20 protein-coding genes are annotated in these 18,931 nt (G+C 57.7%); 16 read left to right on the top strand and 4 right to left on the bottom strand.

What is annotated here, in order from left to right; translation table 11 throughout:
• The first annotated feature begins 68 nt into the window (after positions 1-68).
• The 3 genes from NBV64_RS17150 to NBV64_RS17140 all read left to right on the top strand — a co-directional run bounded on the left by NBV64_RS17150 (position 69) and on the right by NBV64_RS17140 (position 3,146).
• Positions 69-506, top strand: coding sequence for a tripartite tricarboxylate transporter TctB family protein (locus NBV64_RS17150; RefSeq protein ID WP_031232925.1), 438 nt, complete (start codon positions 69-71; stop codon positions 504-506).
• Positions 503-2,026, top strand: coding sequence for a tripartite tricarboxylate transporter permease (locus NBV64_RS17145; RefSeq protein ID WP_009463441.1), 1,524 nt, complete (start codon positions 503-505; stop codon positions 2,024-2,026). The genes NBV64_RS17150 and NBV64_RS17145 overlap by 4 nt, the downstream gene beginning before the upstream one ends.
• A gap of 79 nt (positions 2,027-2,105) precedes the next feature.
• On the top strand, positions 2,106-3,146 hold the full coding sequence (locus NBV64_RS17140; RefSeq protein ID WP_021447207.1) for an AbrB family transcriptional regulator: 1,041 nt from the start codon (positions 2,106-2,108) through the stop codon (positions 3,144-3,146).
• Between the two features lie 87 nt (positions 3,147-3,233).
• Here NBV64_RS17140 and NBV64_RS17135 read toward each other — a convergent pair whose 3' ends face one another.
• The 3 genes from NBV64_RS17135 to NBV64_RS17125 all read right to left on the bottom strand — a co-directional run bounded on the left by NBV64_RS17135 (position 3,234) and on the right by NBV64_RS17125 (position 5,386).
• Positions 3,234-3,761, bottom strand: a complete 528-nt coding sequence (locus NBV64_RS17135; RefSeq protein ID WP_026483698.1) for a pyridoxamine 5'-phosphate oxidase family protein — start codon at positions 3,759-3,761, stop codon at positions 3,234-3,236.
• Between the two features lie 36 nt (positions 3,762-3,797).
• Complete coding sequence (sodC, locus tag NBV64_RS17130) at positions 3,798-4,346, bottom strand: superoxide dismutase family protein (protein WP_009463437.1); 549 nt, start codon at positions 4,344-4,346, stop codon at positions 3,798-3,800.
• A 275-nt stretch (positions 4,347-4,621) separates the two neighbouring features.
• Positions 4,622-5,386, bottom strand: a complete 765-nt coding sequence (locus tag NBV64_RS17125; RefSeq protein WP_250756213.1) for a class I SAM-dependent methyltransferase — start codon at positions 5,384-5,386, stop codon at positions 4,622-4,624.
• Positions 5,387-5,620: 234 nt separating this feature from the next.
• On the opposite strand from NBV64_RS17125, the gene NBV64_RS17120 reads away from it, so the two are divergent.
• Positions 5,621-6,250, top strand: coding sequence for a class I SAM-dependent methyltransferase (locus NBV64_RS17120; protein WP_021447206.1), 630 nt, complete (start codon positions 5,621-5,623; stop codon positions 6,248-6,250).
• Between the two features lie 144 nt (positions 6,251-6,394).
• Here NBV64_RS17120 and NBV64_RS17115 read toward each other — a convergent pair whose 3' ends face one another.
• A complete protein-coding gene (locus NBV64_RS17115; RefSeq protein ID WP_250756212.1) occupies positions 6,395-6,718 on the bottom strand; it encodes a hypothetical protein in 324 nt (107 codons plus the stop codon).
• Between the two features lie 457 nt (positions 6,719-7,175).
• On the opposite strand from NBV64_RS17115, the gene NBV64_RS17110 reads away from it, so the two are divergent.
• From NBV64_RS17110 to NBV64_RS17055, 12 genes are all read left to right on the top strand, one after another.
• Positions 7,176-8,702, top strand: a complete 1,527-nt coding sequence (locus NBV64_RS17110; protein ID WP_250756211.1) for a ShlB/FhaC/HecB family hemolysin secretion/activation protein — start codon at positions 7,176-7,178, stop codon at positions 8,700-8,702.
• 51 nt (positions 8,703-8,753) lie between these two features.
• On the top strand, positions 8,754-10,706 hold the full coding sequence (locus NBV64_RS17105) for a DUF2341 domain-containing protein (protein WP_250756210.1): 1,953 nt from the start codon (positions 8,754-8,756) through the stop codon (positions 10,704-10,706).
• 9 nt (positions 10,707-10,715) lie between these two features.
• The gene (locus NBV64_RS17100; RefSeq protein ID WP_009461843.1) at positions 10,716-11,129 is read left to right on the top strand and encodes an ExbD/TolR family protein; all 414 of its coding nucleotides are present in this window, start codon (positions 10,716-10,718) and stop codon (positions 11,127-11,129) included.
• Between the two features lie 19 nt (positions 11,130-11,148).
• Positions 11,149-11,868, top strand: coding sequence for a TonB family protein (locus NBV64_RS17095; protein WP_035270206.1), 720 nt, complete (start codon positions 11,149-11,151; stop codon positions 11,866-11,868).
• A gap of 42 nt (positions 11,869-11,910) precedes the next feature.
• On the top strand, positions 11,911-13,629 hold the full coding sequence (locus NBV64_RS17090; RefSeq protein WP_009461847.1) for a putative porin: 1,719 nt from the start codon (positions 11,911-11,913) through the stop codon (positions 13,627-13,629).
• 66 nt (positions 13,630-13,695) lie between these two features.
• Positions 13,696-14,346: a hypothetical protein gene (locus tag NBV64_RS17085; protein ID WP_021447203.1), complete on the top strand. Its 651-nt coding sequence runs from the start codon at positions 13,696-13,698 to the stop codon at positions 14,344-14,346.
• A 32-nt stretch (positions 14,347-14,378) separates the two neighbouring features.
• A complete protein-coding gene (locus tag NBV64_RS17080; protein WP_115634478.1) occupies positions 14,379-14,912 on the top strand; it encodes a YbjN domain-containing protein in 534 nt (177 codons plus the stop codon).
• A 14-nt stretch (positions 14,913-14,926) separates the two neighbouring features.
• Complete coding sequence (locus tag NBV64_RS17075) at positions 14,927-15,907, top strand: peptidylprolyl isomerase (protein WP_137430600.1); 981 nt, start codon at positions 14,927-14,929, stop codon at positions 15,905-15,907.
• A gap of 91 nt (positions 15,908-15,998) precedes the next feature.
• Positions 15,999-16,469 (top strand): hypothetical protein, encoded by a 471-nt coding sequence (locus tag NBV64_RS17070; protein ID WP_250756209.1) that lies wholly within the window; start codon positions 15,999-16,001, stop codon positions 16,467-16,469.
• 126 nt (positions 16,470-16,595) lie between these two features.
• The gene (locus NBV64_RS17065) at positions 16,596-17,327 is read left to right on the top strand and encodes an STN domain-containing protein (protein ID WP_250756208.1); all 732 of its coding nucleotides are present in this window, start codon (positions 16,596-16,598) and stop codon (positions 17,325-17,327) included.
• Between the two features lie 3 nt (positions 17,328-17,330).
• Entirely contained in the window at positions 17,331-17,885 is a 555-nt protein-coding gene (locus NBV64_RS17060; RefSeq protein ID WP_009461859.1) for an RNA polymerase sigma factor, read from the top strand.
• Between the two features lie 10 nt (positions 17,886-17,895).
• Complete coding sequence (locus tag NBV64_RS17055) at positions 17,896-18,873, top strand: FecR family protein (protein ID WP_250756207.1); 978 nt, start codon at positions 17,896-17,898, stop codon at positions 18,871-18,873.
• The last annotated feature ends 58 nt before the right edge of the window (positions 18,874-18,931 follow it).

Here is an 18,931-nt window from a genome sequence, read left to right as displayed (position 1 = left end):
GTGCCGGGAGTGCCGCCTGTCTGCCCCGTCGTCCATGGCGGGTGAATCCGGAGATTCCAATCATGACGCTGAATGATCGCGTACTAGGCGTGGGCGCGCTGGTGCTCGCTGCCTTGATCACCGCTTTTGGCTACGACCTAGAGCCCCCATTTTCCTATGAACCTGTTGGGCCCAAGGCCTTTCCCTTATTGCTGGCCTTGATCATTGCTTTATGCGGGCTGCGCCTGACTATCAAAGGTGGTGGTACTGTGCCTGCCAACCCCAATGGAGCCAATGGCCGCATCTTGATGATGGTGGCTTATCTGGCGGCCTATGCCTGGCTGTTTCAGTGGCTGGGTTTCATCATTGCCACCACGCTGATGGCTACTTTGGTAGGCCGTCTGTTTGGCGGTAGCTGGAAGCAGGCCCTGATTGGCGGGCTGGCGATGGGAGTGGGGCTGTTTCTGCTATTTGATTTGGGCCTGGATGTGGTTCTGCCCTACGGCATCCTGGGAGAGTGGTTATGAGCTCGATTCTTGATTATTTGAGCGTAGGCTTTGGTGTTGCTTTTTCTGCCCAGAATCTGCTGGTCGCCGCGATTGGCGCTTTTATCGGCACCATTGTGGGCGTGTTGCCTGGGCTGGGGCCGATTAATGGTGTAGCCATGCTTGTGCCCATTGCCTTTGCCATGAAGCTGCCCCCGGAGTCTGCTCTGATCCTGCTGGCCGCTGTGTATGTGGGTGCGGAGTATGGTGGTCGTATTACCTCCATTCTGATCAATGTGCCCGGTGAAGCGGCAGCGGTCATGACGACGCTGGATGGTTATCCGCTGGCGCGCAAAGGTTTGGCCAGCGTGGCTTTGTCCTTGTCGGCTTTTTCCTCGTTCATCGGGTCCACCATTGCCATCTGCGGCATTGTGCTGTTGGCTCCCATGCTGGCGGGTTGGGCGGTTGCCTTTGGCCCGGCCGAGTATTTTGTGCTGATGGTGTTTGCCTTTTGTGCGCTGACCAGTTTGTTGGGGGATGAGCCAGTCAAAGGTATCCTGGCCGCCATGCTGGGCCTGTTCATTTCTACGGTGGGAGTGGACGCCAACTCGGGGGTATATCGGTACAGCTTTGATATTCCGAACCTGGCTGATGGCATTGATTTTGTTGTTGTCGTGATTGGTTTGTTTGCTGTGGCAGAGATGTTGCAGATGCTGGAAAACCTGTTGGGTGGCGTGTCGATCGAAGTACCTAAAAGCAAGCGCAAGCTCTTTAACCTGAAAGAGCTGGGCATGACCTGGTGGAGCACCGTGCGTGGTGGCGTGATGGGTTTTTTCATCGGTATCCTGCCCGGCGCCGGGGCCAGTGTGGCCTCTGCAGTAGCCTACGCCAATGAGAAAAAATATATCGAAGGCAAAGATCCCAATGCCATGTTTGGCCAGGGCGATATGCGTGGCCTGGCTGCGCCAGAGGCGGCCAATAACAGTGCTGCAACCGGCTCCTTTATTCCCATGCTGACACTGGGCGTGCCAGGCTCTGGAACAACGGCGGTCATGATGGGTGCCCTGACGCTGTACAACATCACGCCGGGGCCGGTACTGTTTGAGTCGCAGCCACAGATTGTGTGGGGCTTGATCGCCTCCTTGATGGTCGCCAACGTCATGCTGTTCTTGATGAACGTGCCCATGGTGCGGGTCTTTGCCTCCATGCTGGCTATTCCTCCGCGCCTGTTGGTGCCTGGTATTTTGGCGATCAGCTATATCGGGGTCTATGCCATCAATGGCACGAGCTTTGATCTGCTGCTGGTCGTTGGTATCGGCGTTCTGGGCTACTTCCTGCGCAAGATGAACGTGCCCATGGCACCGATGGTGCTGGGAGTGGTTCTGGGCAATATGATGGAGCAGAATCTGCGTCGCGCGCTGTCCATCACGAATGGTGAAATCGGTATTCTGTTCGAGAGCAAAGTTTCAATTGCCTTGTGGATCGCGGCCGTTTTGGTTAGTGTAGGTCCGATCGTGCTGCGTCGTATTGCAGGGCGCAAGCAACTGCACGACGAGACATAAATAGGGGGACCCCACCGCCTCGGTGGGGCTTTTATCGGGAGAAAGCGCCAGGCTGCGGCCTGGCCTTGTTGTTTTTGTTATGGCTATCTGGTTTCGAATTGCCCTGGGTTTTGGGGTAGCCCTGCTTGGTGCCCTGGTGGCCAGTTGGCTAAGTATGCCTTTGCCCTGGATGTTGGGTGCCCTGATCTTGACGGCAGCTACCAAAATGGCAGGCAGTCCGGGGGCCTGCATGCCGCTGGCGCGCAACGCAGGTCAATGGGTTATTGGGACATCCTTGGGGCTGTACTTCACTCCGGCCATGGTGCATCTGATTGGCAGTAATGCTCTGTTTATCGTGATGGGCATGGTGTTTGCGCTGGTTTTGTGCTGCATAGGTACATTCATGCTGACTCGTTATGCCGGTACGGATCTGCGTACTGCCTGGTTTGCCAGTGCAGTAGGAGGAGCCAGCGAGATGACGGGGCTGGCGGAGCGTTATGGCGCACGTCCGGATCTGGTCGCCTCTGCACATGGTTTGCGGGTGCTGATGGTCGTAGTGATTATTCCCTTCGCGTTCGAGGCTTTGGGCTTTTCGGGGGAGCAGGCGGGAGCTGTCGTACGGCCTGATTTTTTGAACCTTCCTGGCCTGGCTCTGCTGGTGCTGTTAAGCAGTGTGGCCGGCTTCCTCTTTCAAATCTTGCGTTTGCCCAACCCTTGGGTGCTAGGCCCTTTGTTGGTGGTGGCCATTCTTACGTATAACGACATTATTTTGTCGGGCCTGCCGATACAAATTTCCAACTTGGGGCAGCTGTGCATTGGCTGGGCTCTGGGCGACAAGTTCGGGCCGGACTTTTTCCGTCGTGCTCCCAGGTATTTGGGGGTAGCTGCCATCAGTAACCTGATCAATCTGTGCTTGGCGTTTGCCTTCGCCTATGGCCTGTATCGGCTTTCCGATATTGCCTATCCCACGTTGGTGCTTGGCGTCAGCCCAGGCGGCATTGCAGAGATGGCGATTACCGCCAAAGTGCTGCAACTGGGAGCGCCGATGGTGACCTCCTTTCAGGTGGCGCGCATGGTTTGCGTGTTGGTGTTGACCGGACCTTTATATACCCGTCTTGCCCGCCACTTGAAACTGAGTTGAGGGCTGTTCGTATCAGCCTGATGAAAAAAGCCCGGTGTCTGACCGGGCTTTTTTTGGCATCAAGAAAGGGTGGCTTGCGGCAGAGGGTTAGCGGCCTGGCGTGACTTTGCCATGCTCGCCGATCTCGGTCAGGCGCTCGCCCATCAGGGTGGCTTTCAGCATTTTTCCGGCTTGTGCCAGCTTGCCTTCGCGCACGCTCCAGTACTCCGCACTATCAATATGCACGCACACCAGCGCCAGATCGGGGTCGGTAATACCCTCGGCAAACCAGGCTTCAGTCATGGTGTTCCAGAAGCGTTCTTTCTGGTTCATGGAGTCGACCACGCGGGCCATACCGGACACCGACACATAGGTGTCGCTTTTAGGATCGGCATAGCTGACGTTCACATGCGGATTGGCGGTCAGATTACTGACCGGGTCACTGCTGCGCGACATGAAGAACCATAGCTTGTCATGCTCATAGTCCTCTTGGGTCGACCCCATTTTTGCCTTCTGGGTTGTCATGGGCCAGGCATGAAGTTCGCCATTGGCCGCATGGGTGACGAACATCGCAAAGCGGATGTCCTTGATAATCTCTTGCAGATGTTCAAAGGAAGATTCAATTGTTTCGTTCATGGCATCTCCTTGAGAAGGTTGAAGAGTTAAGACTGCTTACTTAATCACCCCGCAAGCAAAGCGTCCGCCACCGCCGCCCAGGGGCGCGGGGTGGTCGGAGTGGTTGTCACCGCCTTCGTGAATCATCAGGGAGCGGCCCTTGATCTGATCCAAGGACTTCAGGCGTGGGGCCAGAACGGGTGTGCTGGCGGTACCGTCAGCCTGTACATACAGGGCGGGCAGGTCGCCCAAGTGGCCGTTGCCCCATGGGAAGCCGTGCTTGCCGGTTTTTGCAGGATCCAGGTGGCCGCCCGCTGCTCCGGCAGGCGTTACCTTGCCGTCTTTTTCGCTGGGGGCGCAGCTGGCGTTCTCATGCACATGGAAGCCATGTACACCGGGTTTCAGGTTTTTCAGGTCTGGCGTGAAAACCAAACCATGCTCTGTCTGACGGACGCTAACCTGGCCGATCTGTTCGCCAGCACCGCTTTCGGTAGCCATATTCATGGGAATGATGACATCGGCCAGCGAGGGGGCGGATAAAGCAAGGGTGGCGCCTGCGGTGGCCAAGACCATTGCGCATCGCGCTTTGAAGGAAGAAAAACGCATAAGGCTGATTCCTTTGCTGAAATAAAACAGAAGGTTAGATCAGCCTAGCATTGCAGCCGCGCCATACAGTTAAGAGACGTTTCTCTTTGTCAGTAAAGTCGGCTCGGAAAAGAGATCAACCGTGGGCGGTACGCTGGTGGTTCCGAACGTGTCGACAAGCTGTGTCTTGGATTCCGTCATGCTGAAAAATATTTTGACGATTAGATGCCAGTTCCAAGCCGTTGCCCTGACTTCGTGCCAAAGCGATACAGTATGAAGAAAAAGGCCAGCCGGAATCAGTACTCTGCTTCCACCTCTTCCACGGACAGCAGTTCCTGGTGGTCGAAGTACAGATGGGAGCTGATTACGGGCGAGGATTCGTCGGCCTGCGCACTTAGTTCCAGGCAATCGCCGGACAGATAAAGATCAGTCAGCCGAGCGGGCTTGCCATTCATCCAGATTTTCCCGCTGACACCCTGATACCGCTGCTTGAGCTGCAAGCGATAGTCCGTCCCGTCCAGACCTTCCCATTCCCATTCGCCTGCCACCTGCGCGGGCACAATCCATTTGTAGATTTTGATGCCGCCTACATGCAGGATTTCGTCGGCTTCCCAGTCTCCCATATCAAAGGCGTGCGACACAATGCGCGCACCGGGTCGCAGCTCCTGCAACAAGCGCGGGCGCAGGATGGCATTGATGGTGTCCATCAAGTACAGCGTCACGATGGTGGCCTGGCTGAAGTCTGCGGTAAACAGATCCTCTTCCACAAAGTCCACCAGATACTCCACGCCAGCATGGCCGGCTTGCTCCATGGCATCGGCAACGCGCAGCGGGTCCAGTTCGACGCCTATGCTGGTGCAGTGGTATTTTTTGGCGGCCGCAATAACAATGCGCCCATCGCCACAGCCCAGGTCATACAAGACGTCCTTGCGCCCGGTCTGGGCCAGTTGCAGCATGGTATCGATGACGCGGTCGTCGCTGGGGACGAAGGGTACGTCCAGAAAAATGTCAGGTTCCACGATGGAATGGTCGTCAAGGTCTTTAATCAGGTCTTTGAACAATAGCGGTCCTTATCAATGGTGTTGGGCGAAAATTCGTTTAAATTCGGCTAACTATAGTTTAAACCACAGCAAATTAAGCCAAAATTCGCTTTTTGTGTGGATATGGACGATCATCAGTCTATGTCAGACTTATATGGCTCGACCTCATCCACGCCCGCCAAGTTAAAAACCCGTCTCCAGCATATACGAATCTCGCCCAGAGAATCGTTACGTATTCGTTCCTTGGCCGATCACATGCAATATGCTGACCCGTTGGGACATGCACAGTCTCTGGGCATAGGCCCGGCTGTCTGGCCCTTGTTTGGCCTGGTATGGCCGTCCAGCATTCAACTGGCGCGCAAATTGAAAAATCGTCCCATTCGGGCGGATGAAAGCATTCTGGAACTGGGCTGCGGATTGGGCCTGACCAGTCTGGTGATGCATAAACGTGGCGCGCAAATCCACGCCAGCGATTGCCATCCCATGGTGCCGCATTTCCTGAAGCTGAATCAGGCATTGAATGGCTTGTCCGATCTGCCGTATGTCCATGCCCAGTGGGGGGAGCAATCTTGCCCTGATTTATTGGCTTCTTTGGGGCTGAAACCCGCCCGGCAGCGTTATGACCTGATCGTGGGCAGTGATCTGTTGTATGAAGGGAATACGCCCGCCCAATTAGCCCAACTGGTAGACCAGCGCGCGAAGAAACAGGCCGAAGTCTGGGTGGTAGACCCGGACCGGGGGCATCGCAACAAATTTACTCAGGAAATGTCGCGCTACGGTTTTGAGCTGGTACGACAGGTCTGCTTGCGCGATCGTCCCATTTTGATGCCCGAAGGCAAGGAGGTGTCTTACAAGGGGCGCTGCTTGCAGTATCAGCGCAGTTAGAAAAAACACATCACCCCAGGTGTTTTTACCTGAGGGGCTGGAGTCGGTAAGCGCTGGCAAAAGCCCCACACAAATCGGACACGGGACCGATTTGTGTGGGGCTTTTCTATATTCAAACAGGTTTGCTTGAGGCCGGCTGCTTTCTCAGGGATTCGGCGGCGCAAAAGGCGAGGGCGCTGATGGCCGTGGCGGTCGTTGCGGATAAGCCGAGGTCCCGAAGTTCGAGCCCATGCGATTGCTGCTTGTTGCCGGATTGACCAAACCCATTGCATTCGGGCCTTTCTGGATGATGGCTTCAGACCCTAGTCCTGGCGCGCCGGGTGTTGGGCCTGATTTGGGCTGCATTTGCTGGCTCAAGCAATCGTAGGACAGGGCCGCCTGTCCATCCACTACTACACTGACACAGCCGGGAGACACATCGGACGGGGGCCTTTTTGCGCCTTCAGTCTGCGTGTTTTCCTGGGCCATGCTGCCTGCCTGAACCAAAAACAATAAGAAGAAAAGGAGAGGGCGCATAGGGTGGTGCCAATAAAAAGAAGTCACACCATAACGGCGTTCAGGTTCCACACACCCTAGCGCAAGCCTTCACTTTTCTGGGTGAAGTTTTCATGACAAAGGCGGCGTATTTTGCCGCTGTCATGGGGGCAGGCACATCGTGCCGTTGGGGACGAGTCTTCCTGTTTGACCCCCGCCGTCCAGAAAGAATTATGAAGTTTTTGTTACAAACGAAAGTTTTCGATTTCTGCTGCGTCTAGATGTCAACGAGTCGCGCGGCGTGTCGTCCCAGCAGGGGCACACCGACACAGCGCTCATCAGATTGAGGATCGGAAGCATCGTGATGCCAGCAGAATTTTCAGGGCGCAACGTCCGTTTGTCCGGGTGGAGGGGCCACCCCTTTTGTGCTGCGCCAGTGATGGCGCTGGCTTTGTTGCTGCCTCAGAGTGCCTTTGCGCAGGCTCAGGGCAAGGTCAACATCAATGAATACATTGTGCGTGGCAATACCGTGCTGGATGCCCGCAGCATTGAAAAAGCGGTCTACCCCTTTTTAGGCCCCGAGCGCAGCCTTGAGGATATTGAAAAAGCGCGCGACGCCTTGCAGGAAGTCTATAACACGCAGGGCTATCAGTCGGTTTACGTGGATCTGCCCGAGCAGGCCGTGGCCGATGGCGTGGTGTTTTTCCAGGTCACGGAAACCAAGGTAGGCCGTGTGCGCGTGGTCGGTGCTGAACACTATTCGCCGCTGGCCATTCGTGACGGCGTGCCGTCCTTGCAAGAAGGTCAGGTGCCGGATTTCAGCAAGGCGCAGGCGGAACTGGCGGAGCTCAATCGCGGCGCCAGTCGTCAGGTCATGCCGATGGTGAAAGAGGGGCGTGTGCCCGGCACCATGGACGTGGATTTGCGCGTTGACGACAAAAGCCCCTGGAGTGCCAGTGTGGGCTTGAACAATGATTACAGCGCTGACACCAGCAAGCTGCGCGGCATGGTCACCCTTGGTCACGACAATCTTTGGCAAAGCGGCCATACCTTCTCCCTGACCTACTTCACGGCTCCGCGTGATATGCAGGATGCCAAGGTCTGGTCGGCGGCCTACACCATGCCTTTGTCCCCGCGCTGGAGCCTGGCGTTCTCTGGCTACAAGTCTGACAGCGATGTCTCGACTGTTGGCGGCACCAATGTGCTGGGCAAGGGCCAGTCCTACGGCATTCATGCCACCTATACCTTTCCGCAGTCCGGCTCCTGGTATCACACCGCCTCGATTGGCATGGACTACAAGGATTTTGAAGAGCAAACCCGTTTTGGTGAGACCAGTGACCGCGTACCGCTGACGTATCTGCCCTTCACGTTGGCCTACAACGGCTACCGCTATACCGAAGACTCGCAAACCAGTGTCGGTCTGACCTTGACGGGCGCCAGCCGTAGCCTGTTTGGCCTGAACAGCGAATGGGAAGAGTTCGACTACAAGCGCTGGATGGCCAGCCCCAGTTTCATGGTGTTCAAGGGCGATCTGAACCACACCGAAACTTTTGCCAAAGACTGGCAGGCCTATGGCCGAGTGGGCTTTCAGATTGGTTCAGGCGCTCTGGTTTCCAACGAACAGTTTTCGGCCGGTGGCGCGACCAGCGTGCGCGGTTATCTGGCCGCTGAGCGCAGTGCAGACGATGGCTGGATGGCCAGTGTCGAGCTGCGCACCCCCTCGCTGGCCCGCTGGCTTGGCCCCTCGGTTAACGAGTGGCGCTTCTACGCCTTCAGCGACGTTGCACGTTTGCGCTTGCGTGACCCCTTGCCTGAGCAGGAGTCCAGCTTTCATCTGGCCAGTGTGGGCATCGGTACGCGTCTGCAAATGTTTGACTGGCTGTCCCTGCATGCCGACTGGGCTTATCCCCTGACGCAAGGCGTCAACACCGAACGACACGATCCGCGTGTGCACTTCAGCCTGCGCGCCTCCTTCTGACCCCCTTAGCCAGAACAATCTGCCTGATTTTGTTCCCGGAGTAATTCGATCATGAAACGCCTTCTTCTTTTGATGCTTGCCATGATGGTGGGCTGGCTACCCGCCGTGGCGCAGGCCTGGTGGCAGCCTGACTGGCAGTACCGCAAGCAAATCTCTGTTGATACTACGCCTGAAGGCGCGGCCATCAGCGAAAACGTAGGCCGCACCCCCTTGCTGGTGCGTCTGCATACTGGCAATTTTTCCTTTGATGGCACCAATGAAAATGGCTCGGACCTGCGCTTTGTGTCCGGTGATGATCAGACCGTGCTGAACCACCAGATCGAGAGCTTTGACCCCTTGATGGGCATGGCGCTGATCTGGGTGGATATTCCTGAGGTGATGGCCAGCCAGAAGCAGGATATCTGGATGTACTACGGCAACGAGAAAGCCCCGGTGGCTTCCAACGGCCAGATTACCTTCGATCCCAACTACACCCTGGTCTACCACTTTGATGGCGCCGCTGGTGCACCTTCGCGTGACAGTACGGCGTACACCAACCACGCTCAAACAGCCCCAGCGGGCGTGATTGACGGCGTGTCCGGACGTGCCGCCCAGTTTGTGGGTACAGCGCCCTTGATGCTGCCTGCCAGTCCTTCCCTGGCCGTGCCAGCAGCCGGTGCTTTTTCTTTCAGCGCCTGGGTGCGAGCAGATCAGCCCCAAGGCCAGCAATTGGTCTATGCCCGTCGTGATGGTGCCAACAGCTTTCTGATCGGTCTGGACCAGGGCGTGCCCTTTGTTGAGATCAATGGCCAACGCAGTCCTGCCGGTGCCCCCTTGTCGCCCAGCACCTGGCAGCACCTGGCCGTGACAGCCGATGGCAGCCAAGTGATTCTGTACGTCCAGGGCCGCGCCACGGCTTCCCTGAATGCCAGCCTGCCACCGCTGAGCACGGTTGCCGCTTTGGGTGGTGATGTCCCCGGCACTTTGCTGGCCGCGCCTGCTCCTGTGGCGGCTGAAGTAGCTGGCGCTGACGGTGCCACGCCCGGTGCCGCCGCCTCTGCCGGTGCCGAGGCCACAGCGCCTGTCGCCGCTCCAGTCGCTAACTATGCGCCCTTTGTTGGTGCGATTGACGAGCTGCGCTTGTCCAAGATTGCACGACCTGCTGCCCTGATTTACGCCGATGCATTGGCACAAGGAGCCGAGTCTCGCCTGATTGCGTACGGTGCGGATGAAGAGCAGTCCGGCTTCGGTTTCGGTGCTCTGGGCTTTCTGCTGAAAGCCGTCCCGATGGACGCCTGGATTGTGATCGCCGTGCTGGTATTCATGATGTTCCAGTCCTGGGTCATCATGTACCGCAAGAGCCGTCAGGTGGGCCGTGTGCAAGAAGCCAACCGTCAGTTCCGTGCTGCATTTGGTGAGTCCGGCGGCAAGCTGGATGCGGTACAGACCGACGCCAAGGCCGAACAGAACTTTGCTCATTCCTCTTTGTGGCGCCTGTACCGCATGGGGGTGAAAGAGCTGCACAACCGTCAGGCCCAAGGCATGAAGGCCTTGTCTCCCAACACCATCGAAGCCATCCGCGCTTCCATGGACGGTGTTCGTACACAGGAAAATCAGGCACTGGGTGCACGTCTGGGCATTTTGTCCAACGCGATTGCCGGTGGCCCTTATATCGGTCTGCTTGGCACGGTGCTGGGGATCATGGTGGTGTTCCTGGGAACCGCGATGGCAGGTGATGTGAACATCAATGCAATTGCTCCCGGTATGGCTGCTGCCTTGCTGGCGACTGCAATGGGTCTGTTCGTCGCGATTCCGGCCCTGTTTGGCTACAACCGCCTGATTGGCCGCAATAAAGACGTCAGCGCGGATATGCGTGTGTTTGTGGACGAGTTTGTGACTCGCCTGGCTGAAATTCATGGCCAGAACAGCGCACCTGGCAAAACCAAACACGACAAGCATGAGGCGGCATTGGCTCAAGGCGCTGACCTTGATCTGGCCAATACCCAGGCTGCTGGCTCGGCATAAGGAACGGACATGGCAGCCCTACGAGACGACGATGATGACGGCGCAGCTGTTGACGGCATCAACATTACCCCGCTGGTTGATGTGCTGATGGTGGTGCTGGTCATGTTCATCCTGACCGCCACCGCACAAATTTCCGGCATTCAGGTGAATTTGCCCAAGGCCAGTTCCACCGTGTCCCTGGTTCAACCCAAAACCAAAGCCATCTCCGTGAACGAAGCGGGCCAGGTGTTTCTGGATGCCTATCCGGTGACCCTGCCCGAGCTGGAAGACCGCTTGCGTACCGAGAAAGCCCTGAACCCGGATTTCCCGGTCATTGTGCGCGGCGACAGCATTGTGCAGTACCAGAAAGTGGTGGAAGTGCTGGATGTGTTGCGGCGCTTGGAACTGTCCCAGGTCGGTCTGGTGACCGGCAAACCTCAGTAAGTTAATTGGTGTTTTAACGATGTTGCCAAACTCATCCAAACCGCAAGCCAACCAACGCGCACGCTGGCGTCGGCTGGCCATCAGGGTGCTGGTTGTGGTGCTGGTGGCGCTGCTGGGCTGGTGGGTCTGGAAATGGGCCAACGACATGGCAGGGATCAAGCGCCAGGTGCCCAAAGAGCCCATGTTGATTCCTTTGCCGCCACCGCCTCCTCCGCCGCCCGAACCCGAGCCGCCACCGGAGCCTGAAGAGCCCAAAGAAGAGGAAGTGGTCGAGCCGGAGCCTGAACCTGAGCCTACGCCGGTTGAAGAGCCCCAACCGCAGGATGAAGCGCCACCTACGCCATCGGACGATTTGTCAGACCCGATGCAGATGGACAGCGACGCCCAGGCCGGTACTGACAGTTTCAACATCAGTGCCGGACAGGGACGAGGCATGGGCGGCAGTGGCGGTGGCCGTGCAGGCAATGCCACCTATAGCCAGTACCTGGCCTATGCGCTGCAAAAAATCCTGCGTGAGGACAGCCGCACCCGCAACTTGGTCTACCGCGTTCAGGTGCAGTTGTGGTTGACCGAAGACGGGTCCATTACCCGTGTCGCCTTGGCGCAGTCCTCGGGCGATACCGAGATTGATGAGGCCTTGGTAGCTGCCTTGCGTGAAGTCGGGCGCTTGAGCGAGCGGCCACCGGCGTCGGTAAGCATGCCTATCCGAGCCCAGGTAACGGGTCGTAGGCCCAGTTGATTGTCTGCCTTTTTTGACCGAATGATTTGGAGTGCGCTTTTCATGAAAACCCATCCTAGTCGGCTGGCTTGCGCGGTGGCGCTGGCCTTGACCTGCACCGCTGGCCCTGTGCTGGCTCAGGCGCCATCCCAGAACGCCACCGTTAACCTGATTCGTCTGCTGGTGCAGCAAGGCGTCTTGCCCCAGGCTCAGGCCGATGCCCTGGTGGCTCAGGCCGAGGCGGAAGCGGCCCAGGCTCGTAAAGCCGATATTGGTGCAGCAGGTGCCGCCCAGGCCCGGCCAGGTGATGTGCGTGTCACGTACATCCCGGAGACTGTGCGTGAGCAGATCCGCGAAGAAGTGAAGAATGAAGTGATGTCGCAAGCCAAGGCCGAGAACTGGGCCCAGCCCAACACCTTCCCGGACTGGGTGTCGCGCATCACGGTTGAAGGCGATGTACGCGTGCGTAACGAGTCGCGCCTGATGGATGGCGCGAACAGTAACGAGTTGATCAACTTTGCGAAGTGGAACGACAACGGCCCCATTCCTACCGTGGTCGAAAACAAGCCCTATGGTTTGAAGATTCCTTATCTGAACAGTCGCCAGGACCGCCGCAACCTGTGGCGTATCCGTGCTCGTCTGGGTGTGAAAGCGACGCTGTCCGAGCGTTGGGAGGCCGGTATCCGCCTGGCTACGGGCAGCGATGACAATCCGGTGTCCACTTCCGATACGTTGGGCAACGGCATGGGCAAGAAGCACCTGTGGCTGGATCAGGCCTACTTGTCTTACCGTCCTGCCGATTGGGCCACCATTGTGGCGGGTCGTGCCTCCAGTCCCTTTGATTCCACGGATCTGCTGTGGTCGTCTGACTTGAATGTCGATGGGATTTCTGCTGCCTTCAAGCACGCGATGTCGGATCGTCCAGTGACCGTCTTTGGCAATCTGGGTGCTTACGCGCTGGAGTACGCCAACACGCCATGGGATCGCAACAGCCTGTCCGAAGGCTCCAGCGAAAACAAGTGGCTGCTGGGTGCGCAGATCGGTGCTGAATGGAAGATCAACCAGCGCAACAATCTGCGCGGCAGCGTAGCGTACTACCACTTTGACAATATCGCCGGCCAGCGCTCCAGCGCGTGTACTTTGTACTCGTCCAGCGATGTGTGTGACACAGACTGGTCGCGTCCGGCCTTCATGCAAAAGGGCAATACCGTCTTCCTCTTGCGTGACATCCGTCAGTGGTCGGCAGATCCCAAGAACTGGAACGAATGGCAATACGTGGGCCTGGCCTCCAAGTTCAACTTGCTGGACGTGAACATGCGCTGGGATACCGAAGTCATGAATGGCTTGAACCTGCGTTTGGCCGGTAATTACGTGCGTAACCTGGCTTACGACAGCAACAAGATGGCGGATCGTGCTGGTGGTCTGTACAACATCGCCTCCAACGGTACTTACGATGCCTCCGGTAACCCGACCGGTATCGAAAGCGGCGGCAATGCCTGGATGGTTCAAGCGACCTTGGGCAGCAGCCTGGGCTTGAAGGACAAGGGTGATTGGCTGGCTTTTGCGGGCTACAAGTACATCGAACCGGATGCCATGCCCGATGGCTATAACGATTCTTCCTTCCACTTGGGTGGCACCAATGCACGTGGCTACTTCCTGGGTGCAGGTTATGCCTTCGAGAAGAACGTAACCGGCCATCTGCGCTGGAGCAGCTCCAAGGAAGTCTATGGCGCACCGCTGTCTATCGACATCATCCAGCTTGAACTTAACGCCAGGTTCTAAGCCATGAAGATATTGAACTCATCCTGGAAGCCGTGTGTGCAGCCAAGTGGGCGCAAGCCTTTTCTCATGACGCTGGGCGCGCTGCTGCTGGCGGGCCTGGGCCAATGGGCTGGCCCAGCCATGGCACAAAAATCGGATATGGAGGAGCGGCTGCGCACGCAGTTGCGCTCCAGCACGCAGCAATTGCAGCAGTTGCAAAGCCAGCAAGCGCAGTTGACGGCCGCTAAGACGGCTGCAGAAACCGAACGTGATGCGGCCCGCAAGGAGGTCGAGCAACTGAAGGCCCGTTTGGACAAGGCCAGCAAGCAGGCGCAAAGCTTGCAAGACGAGCAGGAGGGCATCAAGACCTCTGCGCGTCAGCAAGTGGCGGCAGCGCAATCGCAATTAGGCCGTGCGCGTAACGAGTTTGAAACCTTGCAGGTGCAAGCTCGTGCCACTGAAACGCAGCGTGCCAGCCTGGCGTCCAGTCTGGCCCAGCGCGAAGAGGAACTGGGACTGTGCACGGCAAAAAACAAGGAATTGTATGCAGCCGGGAAAGAAATCCTGGCGGCGTATGAGCAGTTCAGCACGGGCGACTTGCTCAAGATCCGACAACCGCTGGCCGGCTCGGCACGCGTGAAGTTCGACGAGCACGCGCAGGCGCTGGGCGACAAGCTTTATGACGGCTTGTACACGCCCGGTGCCACGTCGTCGGAACAGCCGCCTGTCGCGCCCTGAGCCTTATTGATTGATACCCACAAGGAATATGTATGACTGACTCCCAAACCATCCAATCCGTCTCCTTGAAGCAATTGCAGGAGTTGTTGCAACAGATGGGCTATCGCGTGACCGAGTCCGAGCAGGCTGGGAATCGCCAGCTCTTGTCGGCTTCGCAAGGCATTGGTTTTGCGCTGCGCCTGGGTAATCCTGCGCATGAGGCGGACCAGGCACTGGATTACACCTTGAGCTGCGCTTTGCGCGTTCAAGGCGAGATGCCTGCCGGTATCGAATCGGCCTGGAATATTGGCAAGCGTTTTGCTCGCCTAGCGGTACAAGGCGAGTTTCTGGTGCTGGAAATGGACGTTATCGTGGCCGGTGGCGTTGCACCAAGCTACCTGCAAGCTACCGCTGAATTGTGGGACCGCTTGTTGCAGGAATTCCTGCTGTTTTTGCGTCAGCATGCGGCGGCGAATAATGAAGCCCAGAGTGCCGACAAGGGTGAAGCGGTTGCTGTTCAGCCAGAAGTAGCCCAAGAGACTACTGCGCCTGTCGACGCTGAACAAACTGAAGCGGCACAAGCTTGAATCAGGTGAGCACGATGACACACCCCAAATTTCTGCTGCAAAGTGTGCTGGCTCTGAGCCTGTCGGCCCTCTTGGTGGGTTGTGGGAAAAATGGCGATGCTCAAGCCCAGCAGCCGCAAGCTGCCGGGCAACAAAGCAGCGCTCCGGCATCGACGGCAAAAAGCAGTGCTGCGACGCCTGCGGTCGCCACGCTGGGACAGGTGGTGGTCAGCCAGGACGAGTTACAGCAGTTCCTGCAGGTTTTGCCCGCAGCACAGCGTGAAGCCATGCGTAATGATCGCGTGGTGCTGGAGCAGTGGCTGCGCAGCCGCCTGGCCGAGAAAGCCGTGGTAGAGCAGGCCAAGGCTCAGGAATGGGACAAGAAGCCCGAGATACGCAGTGCCATTGAAGAAGCGCAGAATCAGGTGATCCTGCGCAGCTATCTGCAATCCGTGTCTGAACCTGCAGCGGATTACCCGTCCGAGCAGGATCTGCAAACGGCTTATCAGGCCAATCAGGATCAGTTCCAGTTGCCGGCCATGTATCGCTTGAGCCAGATCTTTTTAAGCGTGCCGGACAAGGACGAACAGGCTTTGGCGCAAGCGAAGAAACGGGCCGATGCCTGGGTCAAGCAAATGCGCGAAGGCAAGGCGGATTTTGCGGCGCTGGCCAAAGAGCATTCGGACGAGAAAATCAGTGCCGAGCGGGGTGGCGACAATGGCTTTTTACCGATTAGCCAGTTGGTGCCAGCCATGCGTGCCACGGTTGCCAAGCTGGAACCGGGCCAGCTGAGTGATCCGATTGTGCAGGCCGATGGTGTGCATATTCTGCAATTGACTGATCTGCGCCCGGCTAGCGTGCGTTCGCTGGAGGAAGTGAAGCCGGCGCTACGTGATGCCTTGCGTCGTCAGCGACAGCAGGAAGCAACGCAGGCCTATGTGGCCGGCATGCTGGATGCCGATACGGTAAGCGTGGATGGCAAGGTGTTGAGTCAGTTGTTGCAGCAGACCCCATAGTCTTGAACCCTGGGGGGGATGCTGGCCGCTTGTGCCATGCAGAATGTTGCAGGCAGCAAGCTCAGGGGCAGGGCGGGTGAAGGAGGACGGCATGCGATTGTGGCGGATCAGCAGTACGCATTGGGAAAAGCAGCATGAAGCCACGCCGTGGTTCAGTGCCAAAACTTCTTCCATCGCCATCTACCATGCCTCCCCTCTGGCGGCAGTGTGCGCGTATTTATTGCGCCACTGCCTGCCTCATCCAGACCTGATCCCCAGCCACCAGGCCCTGCACTCAGTCGGTGTCAGCCAGAATTTGATACGCCGTGCGCAGGTCTCGCGCCACTGGCATTTCAACCTGAAAGAAACGCGCGACCTGACCTTGCGCTGGCGCTTGCTGGCTGATCGGCCTGTGCTGTGTGTGCCTGCCTTGAACGGGGCGAATCAATATTTGATTGATACCCGCTCGCCGCTGATTTCCTTGATTCATCTTTATCGCCAGGATGCTCAGGCGCTGGAGCGCAGCCTGGAACAGATGCGTGAACACCTGCAGGGCGCTACGCCCTGGCTGGTGCTGCGCTAAGGTGGCTTGGCACGTAAAGCGGGCGGGAACTGTCACTATGTTGTCATTGGGGACTTCTACAATCGCCTCGCCTCACCCCTTTTCGTTTCACTGTCCGACGCCGCGGCTAGACCTATTAACGTGCGCATGACCATGACTCAGGTGGCGATCAGTGTGGCGGTGTTACTCGGCGCTTTCTTGTTATTTGCCTGTGCAAGTCTCGCAGTTGCCCGGTCTGATGCTGACACCCTGCTAAATTCTTCCGAACGTTTGTCTTTCGACATTGCGGCTCAGCCTTTGGCTCAGGCCCTGAAAGCGTATGGTCAACGTTCTGATCTCTCTGTGCTGCTGGACGGTGCCGATCCGCAGCGACCCATGCCAGCCGTGCGCGGCGAAATGACGCGCAAGCAAGCCTTGTCCTCCTTGCTGCATGGTTCGGGTTTGCAAGCCTATTACGTGGATAACCGCTCTATTGTGATCCGCTTGCCCGATAGCAGGCCGGGCAAAGTGGCCACCGGCCAGCGCCCCTTGAATCTGAATCACATCTCGGGCGTGCGTGATGGCGCCCATGATTACAGTGCCTATGTCACCCGAGTCCAGCAGACTGTGCGTAATGCCTTGTGCCGATCGCCCCAGACCCGTCCCGGCGTGTACCGGCTGGCCATGCAGCTGTGGCTGAACCCGCAGGGGCAGGTGGAACGCGTGCACCTGTTGGGCTCGACCGGGCAGGCCAGCCGCGATCAGGCGATCAGTCAGGTGCTGGACTCACTGGCAATGGGCGTGGCCCCGGATGCCAGTCTGCCGCAACCCTTGGTCCTGTTGCTGGCCCCCGTTTCGGGCCATGTGCGTGACGACTGCCCTGTGCAGGCCGGGAAGTAGATCATGTCCGAAGCTCTGCGTAGTCGTTTGCGCCAAAGTCTGATCGCCCGTTACACGCATTTGCGTCGGCGGCTGGAGCGCACGATAGGTTCGCGTGAAGATGCGGCGGATGCCTTGCAGGAAACCTGGATACGGATAGGGGGGGTAGGCAACGGAGTATCGGTGAACAATGACGAAGCCTACTTGCTGCGCATGGCCACCCATATCGCCATTGATTCCTACAAACAGCGCAACAGCTTGTTGACTGCCATGGATCTGGACGCCTTGAGCCATATTGCCGATGACACCTACGATACCCAGCGTTGTGCCTGGGCGCGCATCACGACGGCGCAATTGCTTGCTGTGCTGCAGGACATGCCGATTCGTCAGCGCACGATTTTGATGGCTTCGCGGGTGGATGGTCTGACCTATGCCCAGATCGCCAAACAGTACAATATTTCGGTTTCCCTGGTGAACAAGGAAATGATGCGCGCGCTGGACTATTTGCGACTGCGTTGCGCGGAACAATTCAATGATGCTGTGGGTGTCAGCGTCTCCGACAGTCTTACCGACGCTTAAGTTTTGCCCCATGAGTCCTTCTTCCTCCTTCCCGTCTGACGCCGTGCGTACCCAAGCCAATCAATGGTGGGTGCGGCTGCATTCGGGCAGTGCCCGGCAGTCCGATGCGCAGAGCTTTCAGCAATGGCTGGAGCAAAGTCCCGAACATCGTGTGGCCTGGCAGGAGCTGACGGTAACGATGGACACGGTAACGCCGGGTTTGCAGGCCGCCAGAGACTTGTTGCCGGAATGGAAAGCTCCCGCTGCCCCACCCGTATTTACGGCCCGGCGCGCCTTCTTGGGGGGAGCTTTTGCAGCCTCGGCCCTGGCGGTGGTGGGAGTGGTACATCCGCCCTGGGGCTTGTGGCCATCGTTCACGGAACTGACAGCGGATTTTCGAACAGGGGTGGGCGAGCAGCGTGAGATTCAACTGGGGCAGGCCGTTGCCATTCAGATGAACACGCAAACTTGCATCAACCGTCGTGACACCGCCCAGGGGGCAGGCATTGAGCTTGTTGAAGGCGAAGTCGAAATCCGGGTACTGGATGGAGCGGCCAGCCACCTCCACGTTCAGGCTGGGCCAGGGCGCATGCAAGCGCAACAGGCGCAGTTCAACGTGCGTTACACGGGGAAGAACGTAACGGTGACCTGCCTGCAAGGGCAGGTCCAGGTACAGGCGAGTCAAATCATCACTTTGCAGGCGGGCCAGCAAACGGTTTACGACTATGAGCGCATCCACGCGGTGCAGCGCCCTAACCTGGATCAGGTCAGTTCCTGGCGACGTGGTTATCTGGCTTTTGAAGGTCAGCCCCTGGCCGATGTAGTGGAAGAATTGAACCGCTATCGGCCCGGAAAAATCGTGGTTTACAGCGATAGTTTGAAGAGCCGCCCGGTGTACTTGAGCTTGTCCATCAGCGATATGGATTTGGCCCTGGATATGCTGCGCGCCATGTCCGGCATACGGGTGCAGGAGTTGGCGGGTGGTATTGCTCTGGTAAGGCAGGCGTAGTTACATAAAGTAACAAAATAGGCATGATTGATTTCTCGCCAGAACCAGTCTTGTAGAT

The sequence above is a fragment of the Alcaligenes sp. DN25 genome, from assembly GCF_023674485.1.
Lineage (GTDB): Bacteria > Pseudomonadota > Gammaproteobacteria > Burkholderiales > Burkholderiaceae_B > Alcaligenes > Alcaligenes phenolicus.
The sequence above is the reverse complement of the archived record's forward strand: the minus strand, read 5'-3'. Positions and strand labels throughout refer to the sequence as shown.

Bases quoted from the DNA above. Each gene is read 5' to 3' on its own strand.
- NBV64_RS17070 (WP_250756209.1), top strand. From the start codon at position 15,999: ATGCGATTGTGGCGGATCAGCAGTACGCATTGGGAAAAGCAGCATGAA.
- NBV64_RS17115 (WP_250756212.1), bottom strand. From the start codon at position 6,718: ATGGCCCAGGAAAACACGCAGACTGAAGGCGCAAAAAGGCCCCCGTCC.
- NBV64_RS17055 (WP_250756207.1), top strand. From the start codon at position 17,896: ATGAGTCCTTCTTCCTCCTTCCCGTCTGACGCCGTGCGTACCCAAGCC.
- NBV64_RS17100 (WP_009461843.1), top strand. From the start codon at position 10,716: ATGGCAGCCCTACGAGACGACGATGATGACGGCGCAGCTGTTGACGGC.
- NBV64_RS17105 (WP_250756210.1), top strand. From the start codon at position 8,754: ATGAAACGCCTTCTTCTTTTGATGCTTGCCATGATGGTGGGCTGGCTA.
- NBV64_RS17090 (WP_009461847.1), top strand. From the start codon at position 11,911: ATGAAAACCCATCCTAGTCGGCTGGCTTGCGCGGTGGCGCTGGCCTTG.
- NBV64_RS17140 (WP_021447207.1), top strand. From the start codon at position 2,106: ATGGCTATCTGGTTTCGAATTGCCCTGGGTTTTGGGGTAGCCCTGCTT.
- NBV64_RS17065 (WP_250756208.1), top strand. From the start codon at position 16,596: ATGACCATGACTCAGGTGGCGATCAGTGTGGCGGTGTTACTCGGCGCT.
- NBV64_RS17095 (WP_035270206.1), top strand. From the start codon at position 11,149: ATGTTGCCAAACTCATCCAAACCGCAAGCCAACCAACGCGCACGCTGG.
- NBV64_RS17145 (WP_009463441.1), top strand. From the start codon at position 503: ATGAGCTCGATTCTTGATTATTTGAGCGTAGGCTTTGGTGTTGCTTTT.
- NBV64_RS17080 (WP_115634478.1), top strand. From the start codon at position 14,379: ATGACTGACTCCCAAACCATCCAATCCGTCTCCTTGAAGCAATTGCAG.
- sodC (WP_009463437.1), bottom strand. From the start codon at position 4,346: ATGCGTTTTTCTTCCTTCAAAGCGCGATGCGCAATGGTCTTGGCCACC.
- NBV64_RS17120 (WP_021447206.1), top strand. From the start codon at position 5,621: ATGCAATATGCTGACCCGTTGGGACATGCACAGTCTCTGGGCATAGGC.
- NBV64_RS17085 (WP_021447203.1), top strand. From the start codon at position 13,696: ATGACGCTGGGCGCGCTGCTGCTGGCGGGCCTGGGCCAATGGGCTGGC.
- NBV64_RS17135 (WP_026483698.1), bottom strand. From the start codon at position 3,761: ATGAACGAAACAATTGAATCTTCCTTTGAACATCTGCAAGAGATTATC.
- NBV64_RS17060 (WP_009461859.1), top strand. From the start codon at position 17,331: ATGTCCGAAGCTCTGCGTAGTCGTTTGCGCCAAAGTCTGATCGCCCGT.
- NBV64_RS17075 (WP_137430600.1), top strand. From the start codon at position 14,927: ATGACACACCCCAAATTTCTGCTGCAAAGTGTGCTGGCTCTGAGCCTG.